Source organism: Pedobacter sp. GSP4 (assembly GCF_051857575.1).
In the GTDB taxonomy this organism is placed as follows: domain Bacteria; phylum Bacteroidota; class Bacteroidia; order Sphingobacteriales; family Sphingobacteriaceae; genus Pedobacter.
The window spans coordinates 680,095-695,795 of the sequence record NZ_JBPZIR010000003.1 but is presented as its reverse complement, the minus strand read 5'-3'; the positions used below and the strand labels follow the sequence as shown (position 1 = coordinate 695,795).

At 40.0% G+C, this 15,701-nt stretch carries 12 protein-coding genes and 1 riboswitch; of the genes, 4 read left to right on the top strand and 8 right to left on the bottom strand.

Annotated features, from left to right (window positions below; genetic code table 11):
• Nucleotides 1–43: 43 nt before the first annotated feature.
• Nucleotides 44–1,009 (bottom strand): tryptophan 2,3-dioxygenase family protein, encoded by a 966-nt coding sequence (locus ACS5PU_RS10240; RefSeq protein WP_439459188.1) that lies wholly within the window; start codon nucleotides 1,007–1,009, stop codon nucleotides 44–46.
• A 64-nt stretch (nucleotides 1,010–1,073) separates the two neighbouring features.
• Nucleotides 1,074–1,136, top strand: a riboswitch (Fluoride riboswitch).
• An 18-nt stretch (nucleotides 1,137–1,154) separates the two neighbouring features.
• Here ACS5PU_RS10240 and ACS5PU_RS10235 point away from each other — a divergent pair.
• Entirely contained in the window at nucleotides 1,155–2,444 is a 1,290-nt protein-coding gene (locus tag ACS5PU_RS10235) for a voltage-gated chloride channel family protein (RefSeq protein ID WP_439459187.1), read from the top strand.
• 335 nt (nucleotides 2,445–2,779) lie between these two features.
• Here ACS5PU_RS10235 and ACS5PU_RS10230 read toward each other — a convergent pair whose 3' ends face one another.
• Nucleotides 2,780–4,081: an HAD-IB family phosphatase gene (locus ACS5PU_RS10230; protein ID WP_439459186.1), complete on the bottom strand. Its 1,302-nt coding sequence runs from the start codon at nucleotides 4,079–4,081 to the stop codon at nucleotides 2,780–2,782.
• Nucleotides 4,081–5,043, bottom strand: coding sequence for an NAD-dependent epimerase/dehydratase family protein (locus tag ACS5PU_RS10225; protein ID WP_439459185.1), 963 nt, complete (start codon nucleotides 5,041–5,043; stop codon nucleotides 4,081–4,083). Before ACS5PU_RS10225 ends, ACS5PU_RS10230 begins: the two co-directional genes overlap by 1 nt.
• A 71-nt stretch (nucleotides 5,044–5,114) precedes the next feature.
• Between ACS5PU_RS10225 and ACS5PU_RS10220 the strand changes: the two genes are divergently transcribed.
• The 3 genes from ACS5PU_RS10220 (at nucleotide 5,115) to ACS5PU_RS10210 (ending at nucleotide 8,829) form a co-directional block, all read left to right on the top strand.
• Complete coding sequence (locus ACS5PU_RS10220) at nucleotides 5,115–6,296, top strand: formimidoylglutamase (protein WP_439459184.1); 1,182 nt, start codon at nucleotides 5,115–5,117, stop codon at nucleotides 6,294–6,296.
• A gap of 139 nt (nucleotides 6,297–6,435) precedes the next feature.
• Nucleotides 6,436–7,596, top strand: a complete 1,161-nt coding sequence (locus ACS5PU_RS10215; RefSeq protein WP_439459183.1) for an ATP-binding protein — start codon at nucleotides 6,436–6,438, stop codon at nucleotides 7,594–7,596.
• 78 nt (nucleotides 7,597–7,674) lie between these two features.
• Nucleotides 7,675–8,829, top strand: a complete 1,155-nt coding sequence (locus ACS5PU_RS10210; RefSeq protein WP_439459182.1) for a redoxin domain-containing protein — start codon at nucleotides 7,675–7,677, stop codon at nucleotides 8,827–8,829.
• 83 nt (nucleotides 8,830–8,912) lie between these two features.
• Here the strand turns inward: ACS5PU_RS10210 and purD are convergent, their stop codons facing one another.
• From purD to dcd, 5 genes are all read right to left on the bottom strand, one after another.
• On the bottom strand, nucleotides 8,913–10,184 hold the full coding sequence (gene purD, locus ACS5PU_RS10205) for a phosphoribosylamine--glycine ligase (protein WP_439459181.1): 1,272 nt from the start codon (nucleotides 10,182–10,184) through the stop codon (nucleotides 8,913–8,915).
• Between the two features lie 113 nt (nucleotides 10,185–10,297).
• Nucleotides 10,298–11,173 (bottom strand): SDR family oxidoreductase, encoded by an 876-nt coding sequence (locus ACS5PU_RS10200; RefSeq protein ID WP_439459180.1) that lies wholly within the window; start codon nucleotides 11,171–11,173, stop codon nucleotides 10,298–10,300.
• Nucleotides 11,174–11,293: 120 nt separating this feature from the next.
• On the bottom strand, nucleotides 11,294–12,055 hold the full coding sequence (locus tag ACS5PU_RS10195; RefSeq protein ID WP_439459179.1) for an enoyl-CoA hydratase/isomerase family protein: 762 nt from the start codon (nucleotides 12,053–12,055) through the stop codon (nucleotides 11,294–11,296).
• A gap of 208 nt (nucleotides 12,056–12,263) precedes the next feature.
• Nucleotides 12,264–14,954, bottom strand: a complete 2,691-nt coding sequence (locus ACS5PU_RS10190) for a TonB-dependent receptor plug domain-containing protein (RefSeq protein ID WP_439459178.1) — start codon at nucleotides 14,952–14,954, stop codon at nucleotides 12,264–12,266.
• Nucleotides 14,955–15,129: 175 nt separating this feature from the next.
• On the bottom strand, nucleotides 15,130–15,666 hold the full coding sequence (gene dcd, locus ACS5PU_RS10185; protein ID WP_439459177.1) for a dCTP deaminase: 537 nt from the start codon (nucleotides 15,664–15,666) through the stop codon (nucleotides 15,130–15,132).
• Between the last annotated feature and the right edge of the window lie 35 nt (nucleotides 15,667–15,701).

The window sequence follows — 15,701 nt, the reverse complement described above, 5'->3', positions numbered from 1 at the left end:
CAAATTAAGAAAAAACAGCCTTTTTTAATAGCTTTTTACAATATTAATCTTTGTTTTTGAGTGTTTTAAGTACACTAAGCACCCATCCTTTGCCCCATTCTTCCATTTGTTCTTCACTCCATAGGTAAGGATAGAAAATTCTTTTTTGGAAACGCGGAGGCAGATACTTTTGCCAGTTGGTGCCACCTGTTGCAGCAACATCAACCGGATCTTTTTCCAGATAGCGTACAGCCGATTTATAATGCGATAAAGGCCATTCTACATTTACGTACAGATCCAGTTTGCGCAACTCATCCGCAAGAGCGGTAACATCTTCCCCATTAGCCTGTAACTGATGGTAAAGAGCCGAAAAATTGGTAAGACTGCGATCTTCGGCCAGTTGCAAAAATTGCGCAGCATATTTTTTGATAAACTGTTTTAGCGTTAAAGTCTGTTTTCCCGAAGCCAGCTCGGTAGCGCCGAATTTCCAGTAAATGTATTCGAACTGCTCTGCAATAGTTGCCGTACTCAGTTCTTCACGTTTGCTCTTGTCTACCAAACGGATGAAATCGGTAGCACAGATTTCTATCATCCTATATTGGCCCGACTGAAATCCGCTGGCAGGCAATAAAGACATCCTGAATTTTAAAAACTGCTCTTTTTCCATGCCATCTACCATCACCTCGAAAGAAGTGGTTAATGCATTAAAATAAGCGTTAATGCGTTTTACACGGGCCGTAAAAAATTCGGCGGTTAAGTTTTCATGTTCGGCAATCTGCTTACACTCGTGCAGGGCAAGTTTAAAATAAAGCTCTGTAATCTGATGGTACATGATAAAGATTTCTTCATCAGGAATTGGCGTTTTAGGGCTCTGCAGGCTCAATAATGTATCGAGATGGATGTAATCCCAATACGTTAAAAAATCGGCGTAGAGCAGTCCATCCAAATAGGATGCCATATCTTGCCCCATGGCCGTATACTTTTCTTGTAGCTGGTTTAGTTTGTTTATTATTTCGGGTGTGAAATCCATTGTTTAAAGTTAGCTGCACAAAGGTGATAAAGATTTTGCAACAAATAACTAAATTTTATACATTTGGAATGATGGCGATGGGGTACCGCCAAAACCGCCCAAACAGGCTGATGACTCCTACGATTTTATTTAAAATTGAATTCAAATGCCTGTTAAAAAATTAACAGAAGGATTTCTTCTGTCTACTAAACGCTATATTAAGCTCGATTTCGCATTACTTTTACTCAGCACCTTAAAGTGGCTGCTTATTTCAGCTTTGCTTGGTGGAATTATCGGCTCTGCCTCTGCCCTATTTTTAGAAAGTTTAAACTGGGCAACCAACTACCGCGAACAACACCTTTGGGTTATTGGCTTTATACCTGTTGCAGGTTTAACAATTGGCCTTGCTTATTATTATTGGGGTGCCGATGTGGTAAAGGGCAATAACCTGCTGATAGAAGAACTGCAATCGCCCAAAAAGGTTATTCCGTTAATTATGGCGCCGCTAATTTTTGCCGGAACAATTATTACCCATTTATTCGGGGGCTCGGCAGGAAGAGAAGGCACAGCTGTACAGATTGGAGGTGCATTTGCCGATCAGCTTACCAAAATGTTTAAACTAAAACCCAGGGACAGGAAAATTATCTTAATCTGCGGCATCAGCGCTGGTTTCGCTTCTGTTTTTGGAACACCATTAGCCGGCGCCGTATTCGGCCTCGAAGTTTTTGTGGTGGGCAGCTTAACCTACAGTGCAATTCTTCCATCGTTTATCACGGCAGTTGTTGCCGATTATGCCTGCAAAGCCTGGGGCGTAGGCCACACGCATTATGCTATAGCTTCGGTGCCCGCAATAAATGCGATAAATTTGCTGTTGGCCTTAGGTACGGGTATATTGTTCGGCCTAACAGCGAGGTCTTTTTCTACCTTAAACCATGGTTTATCTAAAGTATTTGCTAAAATTAAATACCCGCCATTAAGGCCATTTATTGGGGGAATTGTGTTGGTAGCGATTATTTACCTCATTGGAAACACCCGTTATATTGGCTTGGGTATACCAGTTATTTCAGCAGCTTTTACACAACAGGAAGCATTTTACACTTTTGCTATAAAACTATTTTTAACCGCTTTTACGCTCAGTGCAGGATTTAAAGGTGGAGAGGTTACGCCACTTTTCTTCATTGGGGCAACATTGGGGAGCTGCTTAAGCCTCTTCGTTCCGTTGCCGGTTGGTTTACTGGCAGGAATGGGCTTTGTAGCTGTTTTTGCAGGGGCCGCAAATACACCATTGGCCTGTATTTTTATGGGTGTAGAGCTGTTCGGCACAGCATCTGGCGTTTACATTGCCTTAGCCTGTGTTACGGCCTATTTATTTTCGGGCCATACCGGAATTTACAGATCGCAAACGATTGGCGCACCTAAACATTTATTGTTGAAGCGGCACCAGTTTTTGAGGTAAACTGATTGTCATTCTGAACGCAGTGAAGAATCTGTTAGTTATTAGTAATTACCATTAATTAACTGATTTTATTACCAAATAATTGAATCCAGCATTTTATTGGCCAGAGATTCTTTATTGTAGTACTATTGAAAACCTAATAGAAGAATCGTCATTTCGACTGAAGCTAGCCGGTTTTTCACCGGCATCGTAATGGAGAAATCTACAGAAAAAGATTTCTCGGCTACGTTGCACCCGATAGCTATCGGGTCCGCTCGAAATGACGATCCCGGATAGGGTGTCATTCATATTGAGTTTTATAAAATAAATTCAAACTCAGAATGACAGTGTAAGTACTAATACAACACCCTAAACTTGATGGTATGCTCAATCTTTTTTAGTGATTTAAACAATTGTTTATCGTATTCGGCATTGATATCGGTAATGGCATAACCAATTTCGGCATTAGTCATCAAAAACTGACCAACAATATTGATATCGTGCTTGGCAAAAACAGTATTGATCTTTGCCATAATACCAGGAACGTTTTTATGGATATGGATTAAACGGTGCGATTTATCGATTTTTGGCAACTGCAGGTTCGGAAAATTGCTACTTAAATAGGTTGCTCCGGTGTTCATAAAATCGGTTACCCGTTTCGGAATAAAATCGAGGTTACGCGGATTGTTTTTCGGATCGTCGAAAACTACGATTCCCTGTTTGGTACACAGATCAAAATCTATTTTAGTTTTTGCGCTGCCCAGGTAGCCAATGGTTTTAAGTTTAACTGCATTTTTTAGCTGGTCTTTGGTTAATTTTTCGCCATCGGCCAAAATCAGGATGCCTACATCTTTAACATACTTTTCTTCAAAAGATGTTTTATGCCTAATGGATAGGCCATCATTTTTAAGGATAGAAAGAGTTACTGGGTCAACATCGCCGATTACCAGGCAAAGAATCCTGTTTTTTGGATAGGAAATGGCGCGCGGTAAATTGTTAACGTACAAAAACTCATCGAAACTTGGGGTTACGTGATCGGCTTTTGCAACAATGCTTTCGCGTGCGATATTCTCTGTAAAAGCAAAAAATTTATTGATCAAACCGCTTTCGCGCAATTGGAAATCAGAATAACCGTCACCAATGCCAAACAATTCGCCTTCGAGCTTTAAATGCTGAAGCAATTTAACCTTGCCGCCTTCTTCACTTAAAGGGTTTGCATGGTCGTAATCGATAATCTTACCATCGCCAGTGGTTACAAAGGTATTGGCATAAATATTTTCCTTCTTAATGTGGTACTGGCTAACCACCGGAGTAATAAACTCTTTAAATCCGCCAGAAACAATCAACACCTCATCAGCATGTTTTTTAAAAAATGCTGCATTGCGCGAAAAGGAAGTTGATACTTTCTTTTTCAAATGTTTGATCAGCTGTTTTAAATGATCTTCATTTGCCTCCAGAAGTTTAACCCGCTGGGCCAAGCTTTCGGAAAAAGATAGTTTACCTTCCATCGCAAAATTGGTATAGTCTTCAATTTTTTGAAAGATGGCTTCTTTGTCTGGGTGGTTCTTCAGAGAAATTCTGGCAAGTTCATCAAGCGCTTCTACCTGTGTAAATGTGCTATCAAAATCGATGATGTAATACGCTTTTTGTTTGGGCATTATTTTAAATATTGGGTAATTTCTTTTATGCTTTGGGCAACAGGCTTAAAAGTAATACCAGTTTCCGTTATTATTTTTTGGTTGTTATAGTAACTCAATGTGATGCTGCTCTGGGCGGTATCTTTGGTTATTGACGGCTGATTGCCCGTAAAAACCGAAACCAACTTTAATGCCCTCCAAGCTAAGCCGAGCATCCATGGCTTGGCTTCTTTTGTAGGTGCTTTAACCGCAAAACCCTTGGCTATTTCGCCAAACAGTTCTTTATAATGGCAATCTTCTGATGAGATGATATACCGTTCGCCAGAAACCTCCGCGCCCATTAATAGTATCATGGCCTTGGCCACATCTTCAACATCTACAAAGCCCGATGCGCCATCTGTATAAAATGAGAAGCCATCTTTTATCAGCTTAAAAATGGCACCGCTTCCTTCAAAACCTGCGTTTTTACCAATAATTACGGATGGATTTACAATTACGGCATCTAAACCTTCGGTGATGCCGCGCCAAACTTCCATCTCCCCCTCATATTTGGACAATCCGTACGCATGCGCTTTTGCATCGTATTCCCAAAAATCCTTTTCCGTTATTTTGCTGTCTTTCTTGGCATTGCCAAGTGCTGCAATTGAACTTACGTGCAGCAGTCGGCAGTTGTTATCAACACAGAGATTTACAATATTCGAAGTTCCATCAATATTAACATGAAAAAGCTGCTTTTTATGTTTTGAATTTAATGAAACGAAAGCTGCACAATGGTAAACCTGTGTAATTCCGATAAAAGCTTCTTCTAAGGCAGCGGTTTCATTAATATCGGCATCGAACCATTCAATTAACGGAATATCTTTAATTAAAGCAGGTATTTTCGATTTACTGCGCTTTAACGCCCGAACAGCTAAACCATTATCGGTTAGTTGCTTAATTAATTCAGATCCTAAAAATCCAGTTCCTCCGGTTACCAGTATCATTTTATTTTTTTCGAGCTATATGTGGAAATACGCATTCAAAAATAGATATTTGAGCCGAGAGTTTTAAATATATGTCATTAACGGATTTCTTTTCGCCCATAAACCCCGATAGTTTTACACCTAAGCAAGGATTTTTTACAAGTCAGCTGGGTTTAAAAGCGCAAATTTATACCGAATCGTTCCCTGATTTTGAAGAAACAACCTACGATTTGGCCATTTTTGGCGTATTGGATGGCAGAGGAGCTGTTAACAATGAGGGCACTGCCCTAGGCCCTGATTATTTTAGGGAAAAATTTTATAAACTCAATGAAGGGGCGTTTACAAGCAGGATTGTTGATTTAGGCAATATTAAACATGGCGCCACAATTGCCGATACCTACATTGCGGTTAAAATGGTTGTATCCGAACTGATTAAAAAGAACATTATCCCGATTATTATTGGTGGTGGACAGGATTTAACCTATGGCCAGTATTTAGGTTATGAGGATTTGGAGCAAAAGGTAGATCTGGTTATTGTCGACAATCAGTTTGATATTGGTGATGACGACCAGGAAGGGATTGCCACCCGTTCTGATTGTTACCTGAACAAGATTTTTTTACATCAGCCCAATTACCTCTTCAACTTTAGCAATGTTGGTTATCAAACTTATTTTGTAAACCAGGAAAGCTTAAGTGTTATGGATAAATTATATTTTGATGTACACCGCCTAGGCGAATTTGCGCAGGATATTACCTTAACAGAGCCGATTATCCGCAATGCCAACATGATCAGCTTTGATATGGGCGCTATCCGCTCGGCCGATGCTGCAGCCAATGCCAATACCACCCCTAACGGTTTTGATGGCGAAGAGGCCTGCCGCATTTCGCGTTATGCGGGTATGAACGATAAATTAACGTCTATCGGCTTTTATGAGTTTAATCCGGCTTACGATAACAATGGACAAACCGCATTTTTATTGGCCCAAATGGTATGGTATTTTGTTGAGGGGTTTTATGCCCGTAAAAAGGACTTTCCACTTACGCCAAAATCGCAGTTTATTATTTATAGAACGAGCCTGAAAGATGGTTCGGGCGAAATGACCTTTGTGAAAAGCAAAAAGTCTGATCGTTGGTGGATGCAGGTACCCTACCCTTCGGGCCAATCGAAAAATGAGCGCTATCATTTAGTGCCTTGCCGATATGATGATTATCAAACTGCAGTTAATGGCGATATGCCCGATTTATGGTGGCGAACCTATCAGAAACTGAATTAAAAAACCTGTGTAATTTCAAAGTTGGGGCTGTGTAATTTCAAAGTAGAACGCGTGTAATTTCAAAGTTAAGGCTGTGTAATTTCAAAGTTGATATCATGTTTTCTTATTATTTTAATATATTTGTATTAAATAATCAGCTATGCAACAATTAGTTAAGAGAAACATAACTCAGCATATTCAGGATCAAAAAAACAAATTCCCAATCATTGCTTTGACAGGCCCTCGACAGTCGGGGAAAACTACATTATTAAAAAATATATTTAAGGATTACAGATACATTTCATTAGAGAATCCTGATGTTCGGGCCTTTGCCAATGAAGACCCTAAGGCTTTTTTAAATGAGTATAATGATAAGGTAATTTTCGACGAAGTACAAAAGGTACCATTGCTTTTCTCTTATCTACAGGGCATTGTTGACGACTCTAAAATAATGGGTCAGTTTATTTTATCTGGTTCGCAAAATTTCCATTTAATTCAAGGCATAACACAAAGTCTTGCTGGTAGGGTAGCATTATTCAAACTTTTACCTTTTGATTTATCAGAACTCAACGCAGACAACTTATTAGAAGATTCTTTTACCAACACCTGTGTTAAAGGCTTTTACCCTGCTATTTATGATCGGGATATACAGCCCAGCGTATATTTCGCCAACTATATCCAAACATATGTTGAAAAAGATGTAACTGAGCTCTTAAATATCAAAGATTTACAGGCATTCAGAACATTTATCGGATTGTGTGCAAACCAAGCAGGCCAATTGCTTAATCTGAGTGCGCTAGCAAACGCCTGTAACATATCGCAACCAACGGCAAAAAATTGGCTTGCTGTTTTAGAAAGCAGTTATATCATATATCTTTTACAGCCTTATCACGAAAATTTCAATAAACGTTTAGTAAAAACACCAAAACTCTACTTTTACGATACGGGGCTATTGTGCCATCTTTTAAAGATCAAAAGTGGAAAGGCTTTAACAACAAATAGATTGAAAGGAAACATCTTCGAAAACATGGTGATTTCTGAATTTCAAAAGCAAAATTACCATAACTACTTAAATAATGAATATTACTTTTGGCAAGATAGTCATGCCAACGAAGTTGATTTACTTAAACAAACAGATGATGGTTTCGCCGTATTCGAAGTTAAAGCTTCACAAACTATTACAGCTGATTTATTTAAAAACCTTGATAGGTTTGAATTAAACGCAAGCCCCAAAAAAGTAGAAAAAACATTGATTTATGGAGGGCTGAACAATCAAAACCGCAGTCAGTATAAAATATTAAGCTGGAAGTCCATTAAATAACATATCAAAATTTTACACAGCTATTTACGTTTTAGTGGTACAGATTTCTATATTTGGCACTAGGATTAAACTAACCTCATGAAAAAAATATTATTTTCTGCATTGGCTTTATTGCCATTTGCAGCATTAGCGCAAAAGCCATTTACTATTAATGGCGATATTAAGGGATTAAAAACCGGAGATAAAATCTACCTGGTTTATCAAGCTGGCGATAAAGCCATCACCGACTCTACAACGGTAGCAAATGGTGCTTTTACCTTTAAAGGCACCTTAATCGACCCAGCGGCCGGTAACCTGTTTCACAACAAAAACCCTTTTGTTAACCGCCCTGCCAAAGGCGAAATACTGGATTATACCCCTCTATACCTTGAACCGGCAACGATTAAAATAACTGGAACTGATTCAATCAAAACAGCGGCGATTACAGGGTCGGTAATTAACGACGATAACAAAAAATTAAAAGCCTTAACCAAGCCGATAGATGATGAGATTAATGCAATTAATACTGGCTACGCTAAACTTAGCCCTGAGCAGCAAAAAGATCCGAAGGTAAGGGAAGATGCCATGAGCCGTTACGAAAAAGCCACGGCTTCTTTAACGCCAATTTTATTGAGCTATGCTACCAATAATCCCAAATCTTTCATCAGTGTAATGGCACTTAACCAACTGCTTTCAGATCCTGACCAGGTAACGGTAGCTGAAAAAGCCTTTGCAGGATTATCGCCAGAGCTGAAAGCAACTTCAATGGGAAAAAAGGTTGCCCAGGTAGTAGAGGTAGGGAAGAAAACAGCCATTGGCTCAACAGCAATGGATTTTACCCAGAACGACATCAACAACAAACCTGTAAAATTATCTGATTTTAAAGGTAAGTATGTACTGGTAGATTTTTGGGCTTCGTGGTGCGGTCCGTGCCGTAACGAAAACCCGAATGTAGTGGTAGCTTATAATAAATTTAAAGATAAAGGCTTTACTGTACTGGGCGTATCGTTAGACGGCGGAACCACCAGAACCACAAAAGAAGGTTGGTTAAAAGCTATTGAAGCTGATAAATTAACCTGGACACATGTTTCGGACCTGAAAGGCTGGAGCAATGAAGTAGCCCAAATGTATGGCATCCAATCTATTCCGGCCAACTTCTTAATTGATCCCAACGGAAAAATTATTGCCAAAGGATTAAGAGAACAGGCTTTACAGGATAAACTTCAAGAGTTATTGGGAAATAAATCGAAGTAATCCATCAGGGTGACATATACGAAAAAAAGAAACCCCGCAGACTAATTGATCTGCGGGGTTTCTTTTTTAATATTGGATTTGGCTTAAATCAGATCAAAGCCGATATCTTCTCTAAAATATTTACCGTCGAAATAAATCCTGCCTGCATCAGCAGTTGCCGATTGCAATGCGGTAAACAGATCTTCCTGCAAACTGGTAATGGCGATTACCCTTCCGCCATTTGTTTTAACGACATCGTTTTCTAAAAGGGTACCTGCATGGAAAGCGTTAGAGTGGCGTAGGTTTTCTATTCCGGTAATGGCTTTGCCTTTTAAATAGTCGCCCGGATAACCGCCGGCAACAATCATTACGGTTGCAGCTGTTTTTTCTGAGATCGACAGATTAACCTGGTTTAACTGTTTGTTGGCCGTAGCTAAAAATAATTCTACCAAATCGTTTTCAATACGCGGAATAACACTTTCTGTCTCCGGATCGCCCATACGTGCGTTATACTCGATTACAAAAGGTTCATCACCCACTTTAATCAATCCAAAAAAGATAAAACCTGTGTAATCAATCTGATCTTTTTTGAGTCCTTCTACTGTTGGTTTAATAATCCTTTCTTCAACCTTAGCTAAAAACTCGGCTGTTGCAAATGGAACCGGTGAAACCGAGCCCATACCACCTGTATTTAAACCGGTATCGCCCTGGCCAATACGCTTATAATCTTTGGCAGATGGAAGTGTAATGTAATTTTCACCATCGGTTAAAATAAATACCGAAAGCTCTATTCCGCTTAAAAATTCTTCGATTACCACGGTTGCTCCGGCAGCTCCGAATTTACCGCCGAGCATCAGTTTTAATTCTTCCTGTGCTTCTATGGTTTCGGTACAGATAAGCACACCCTTACCGGCTGCCAAACCATCAGCTTTTAACACTACCGGCAAAGCATGGTTTTGAAGATAGGCTAAACCATCTTCTAAGGTTTCGGGGGTGAAAGATTTTGAAGCAGCGGTAGGAATGCCATGGCGCTCCATAAACTGTTTAGAAAAATCTTTACTTCCTTCTAAAATAGCACCTTCTTTTTTAGGTCCGATAACGGGAATATGTGCGATTGTACTATCGGCAAGAAAAAAATCATGAATACCGTTTACCAAAGGCTCTTCAGGTCCTACTACAACCAGTTCGATATTTTCGGCAAGCACTACTTTTTTAATGGCATCAAAATCATTTACGTTGATGTTGATATTGGTACCATATGCTCCTGTACCACCATTTCCTGGTGCAATAATCAATTTATCGCAGTGCGAAGACTGGCTCATTTTCCAGGCAAATGCGCTTTCTCTGCCGCCTGATCCTAAAAGTAAGATATTCATATATGGCAAAGATAATAAATGAAGGATGGAAAATGGAAAAAAGATGGATGATGGAAAATGGAAGATATAACCATGTTACTGGAATCATCCATCTTACATCATTACCTCTTACATCATTTCGCGCTTCTGGTCATTTGCTCGAGCATATCCCACATTTCGTTGGGGATAGCTTCTAAGCCATTCATTTGCCCAGCCCCCTGTAGCCATTCGCCACCATCGATGGTAATTACCTCGCCATTAATATAGCCTGAGAAATCGCTCACCAGAAATGCCGCTAAATTGGCCAGCTCTTGATGATCACCGACTCTTTTCAGAGGTACGCGGTTTTTGAAGTCGAATTTTTTAGCCAAATCGCCTGGCAACAAGCGCTCCCATGCACCTTTTGTAGGAAAAGGTCCTGGTGCAATGGCATTGGTACGAATACCGTATTTGCCCCATTCTACGGCTAATGATCGGGTTAAGGCCAAAACCCCTCCTTTTGCACAGGCAGAAGGAACCACATAGGCAGAACCGGTAAAAGCGTAGGTAGTAATGATATTTAAAACGGTAGCGGTCTGTTTTGCGGCAATCCAGTGTTTACCAAAGGTAAGCGTACAGTTAACCGTTCCTTTTAAAACAATATCGATAATGGATGAAAATGCGTTGGCCGATAAGCGCTCAGTTGGCGAAATAAAATTACCCGCTGCGTTATTCAGCAATACATCAACAGAGCCAAATTTTTCTAAGGTTTTGGCCAGCACATTTTCTACCTGTTCAATCTCCCTAACATCGCAGGCTACAGCAAGTACTTTGCCGCCTGTTTTCTCTTCCATCTCATCGGCTGTTTTTTGCAGTACATCATGCTTACGGCTTGTAATAACCAGATTAGCCCCCAATTTTAGAAAATAAACACCCATGGCTTTTCCAAGTCCTGTTCCACCACCGGTAATTACAATGGTTTTTCCTTTTAAGGCGTCTTCTCTGAGCATTGGCGAATTATAACTGAGCATAGGTTTAATGAATTATGATGAACGAATGGTTTGAACTGGTTTCTGGTTAATCGCTTAGATTGGTTAACCGGTTAATTGTCCGAACCGGTTAACTGTGCTTTGTAAATTGAAAACTGCAAACTATTTCCTTTGCAGATTGGCTAAAATAGTTTTTAAGATATGGCGTGTAGCCGGCGACCACCACTGCTCGAGCATTTTGGCAAGGGTAGCAGATTGATCGGCTGTTACCGCAGCAATGAGTTCTTCGCGGATATTCAATTTACTCTGCGACCAGGTATTGCTTTCTAGCTCCATATACTTTTTAATTTTACGTTCGGCAGCGGTTAGCAAACTTTCATTTCGGGTCAGTTCATCTACTAAACCAACCTTTAAGGCTTCTTCTGGGCTATAAAGTTTGCCCGAAAGTAAACTTCTTGTTGCCTCAGCTCTTCCTAACCAAAAGGCATATAGCTGAAAAATGCTATTGGGAACAATAATGCCCACAGGTACTTCATTTAAACCGATGATGTACTGTCCTTCGGCCATGATCCGGTAATCGCAGGCCAAGGCCATTACACAACCTCCCGCAGGACTATGTCCGCTAATTGCAGCCACCATTGGTTTTTTAAAGGCAACCATATTGGCGGTAAAGCTCAAAAACAACTGCCAAAAAGATTTTGCTTCTTCTTCGTTATAGTTGTAGAGCTCAACTAAATCCAATCCTGCTGAAAAGAAAGGAGCGGTTCCGGTTAAAATTACGCCGCCGATGTTATCATCAGCGGCTATATTTTTAAGCATATCATCAAGCTCTGTAATCAGCTCGCGGTTTAAGGCATTCGATTTTCCTCTATCTAATGTTATCGTAGCTAAACGATCTTTAACACTTACTTTGATGGTATTCATATATAAATAGTATCAAGATTTGAATGTGAGCAGCAGGGCAAAGGTGTTGAGGCAAATTGTTAAGTATCAAGATTAAGGTATTGATTATCAAGATAAAAGTATCAGGTATTTAGCATTTAGATACTGGTATCGGGATATATCAATACAAATAACCCATGGCCTCAAACAAACTATGCATGCATACTAATTCAAATGTATCTATTTTTCTTTATTTAACCTCATAAGTATAAACTTTTCTGCCCAGGTGCCCAAGTGCATCAATACCTTCAATTACTACTCTATAGTTTGCAGGCTCGTCGGCATTGTAAAATTCGAATTTGGCCTTTCCGGTTGCATCGGCTACTACCTGTGGGTTCCAATAAATGGTGGTTCTTAAATCTGCCCGGCTACTTGTGCTTGCGGCGTCGTATTTGGGCGAATAGAACTCTCTTGATATCGAAAATCCTTTAGGGTTTAAGGTTACAATTCCAGGTGCGTAACGGTCGTAGCTTCTGCCGCCATCGCCACGTTTTGTGGTAATGATAATTACACCCCCACTCCCCTGCGAACCATAAATTGCGGTATTGCCAATGCTTTTTAGAAGCTCTATCGATTCTACATCGGAAGGTACAACATTATCCAGAAAATCGGCTTCCATCTGCATTCCATCCACAATAATCTGAATAGGTGTATTCTGGCTGCGCATTAAATAAGGTATATTCCCTCTAAAAATTACGCCTGGCAACCTTCCCTGTAAACACTGCGATAGGGTTACACAGGTTGATAACTGATCGGCGGTCAACACAAAATCGGCCCGGCCTGCACCATTTAAATTTGATGAATTTTTGGCTGGGTTTTTCTTCTCGGTAATGGTTACTTCTTCCAGTTTAATGGTCCGCTCGAGTAAACCTAAGCGGGTCATTTCATTAAAATAGTTATCACTTTCCTTAATGTATTTCATCAAGGTATTGTTCACGTTGATGTCAATATCTGCACCGTTTTTATTTTTGGTTACAATCTGCCCAGGCACTACATCAAGGTTAATATCCACAAACTTGCGTTCTGTTTTGGTTCTGGCCTGTACCACAAATTTGGTACTGTCGCCAAAACTCAGGTTATCAAAAACGAATTTTCCTTCAGCGTTGGTTACGGTATCCAAAATATACATGGTGCCTTTGGTGGCCATCAACATCACCTTTCCACCAATAACAGGTTTGTTGCCTTTGGTTACTGTACCACTAATGGTGATAGATTGTTCTGGCTTATAGGTAATATTTGGTCCGATGTTATTGATGATGTTCTTCCAGATAAATCGTCTCCAGCCCTGGGTAAGCATTAAGTTATCCAGTTCTTTTTGCGTTTGCAGATCATCTTTCAAGAAATAATAATTTGGCTTTTCTACATAGCCGATCAGATCGGAAGTAAGCAGAAGGGAGGTAAGGATATTGGTTTCGTTATCTTCATCGGGCGCAACTTTTGTGGCATTGGTTACCGATACAGAAAAACTGCCCAAAACGGGTTTACCTTCATTTGAGGTATCGAATGCAAAAGCGGCTTTACCCTTTCTTGAAGCCGAAACACCTCCGGTATTCAGCGCCAGATCGATCAAATCGGTTTTGTTGTTTATAAAAACTAAACGCTCGGCAATTGGCTGGTTACTGCCCGAAAAGAGCGTAAACTGAACAATGCCTGCAGGCAAGCTTTTTTTAGCAATGTTGGCAACCAATACCTGTTTATCCATTTTAGCTTTGGATACATAATATACGTTACCGCCGTGCTGTGCAACCACTTTTAATTCTTCGCCATTCACCAAATCGGCACTTGCCATAATTTTAAGCACTACCCTGCCTGTATCGGCATTGTTAAGGGAAATGGCATAACCGCTTTTTGCAGCAAGTGGTAGCTTAATACTTTTCTCCGACCCATCTTTGAATTTAACTTTCGCGGTATAGGTTTTACCAGCCTGGTTATTGAAAACAAAATTGCCCATGCCTAAATGCGCGGTAGAGAAAGCGGTTACTTCTGCTCCTGCTTCATCTACAATTGTTCCTTCTACATTTTCGCCTTTACCATTAGAATTAGTGGCTTTAATGGCAATTTTCTGCGGCAGCTCTTCAATCAGCGTGCCGCCTTCCGGCATAAACTGCACATCTACGTCATTAGAGGTTGCGGTAATTGGAATAGATTTAATTACTTTCTGTTTGTTATCGAGTGTAATGGTGGCAATTATTTTTCCTGATTTATTCTGGAATGACTGGCTATTGGTAAAGCTGATTGTTGCATCGCCGGTTAAGCTGGTTTTAACCTTGCCTTTGGTAACGGTTCTGTAATCGAGCTGAATTTCATAACTCACTTCATTTTCCCTGTAAGCTATACCATTTTTATCTTCGAAATGAATGGTAGCGTTTACTTTATCGGCAGCGTTTTCTTTGGTATATGTGTAGCTGGTTTTTGTAAAAACTTTGTTAGCCCAGCTGTTCCCGATCTTAATTGTCTTATCAAAAAAGAATTCGGTACCGAAATTGCGCATGTAATTGGTGTAGGCCCTTATCCTGTAGTTGCCTTCGCCAAGCGAATCGGTAAGCTTAAAATCGCCCCAGGTTATACCGCTCATTAAAGGCAGTTTAACCAGTTTTTTAAGTGAATCTTTTTCGTTAATAAGCTCTACATACAATATTTTACTGATGTTGGATGGGGCTGATGTTTTGGTGTTCATTACATAGGCTTTAAACCAAATATCATCTCCAATGGCGTAATAAGGCTTATCTAAATGAAGGTGTACTTTTTCTTGAGGGTATTTTGTAGTGTAATCGTCTAACTTTTGTAAGAGCTGACTAAAAGGATCATCATCCATTTTAAATGCCGTAAAGCCGATTAACAATGCTACAAAACTGAGTGCGTAAATAATTTTGAGTTTCATGTGGTTAGGTACAAAATAAATATGCCTCAAGGTACAAAACCTGAGGCATACTTTTATGAAGTTAGCGTGAAAATCGGCTGGGCAGCCTGTTGCGGTTTTCAATTTGCAGTTCACAGTTAACCAATCCGAACAATTAACCAGTTAACCAAAAACCATCCAAACAATTAAGCAATTTCTAGAATTTATTTTTCCACATCATGCTTTCAACTGGGCGTGTGGTTTTATTGTTGTATTTGGCGTTGCCTTTTGAATTGTACATAGTTTCGATTTTGCCTTCTACCACAAAGTAGATCAATTGGCCAATGGGCATACCCGCGTAAATTTTTACGGGCTGTGCAACAGAAATTTCCAAGGTCCAGGTGTTACAGAAGCCTACATCACCTTTACCTGCAGTAGCATGGATATCGATACCCAAGCGGCCGGTACTGCTTTTTCCTTCTAAAAAAGGAACATGGCCATGCGTTTCGGTATACTCTAAAGTTACCCCCAGGTATAACGTTCCGGGCTGAAGGATATAGCCATCTTTTGGAATTTCAAAATGTTCGATCTCATTATGGGCTTTTGCATCAAGCACCCGGCTTTTATAGGTAGCCAGATATTTCCCTAAATGAACATCGTACGAGTTTGTTCCTAAACACTCGCGTTTAAAAGGCTCGATGATGATGGTACCCTTCTCAATTTCTTCTAATATCCTGCTATCAGATAATATCATTTTTATGCGTATTTTTGGCCTAAATTATCATTTAT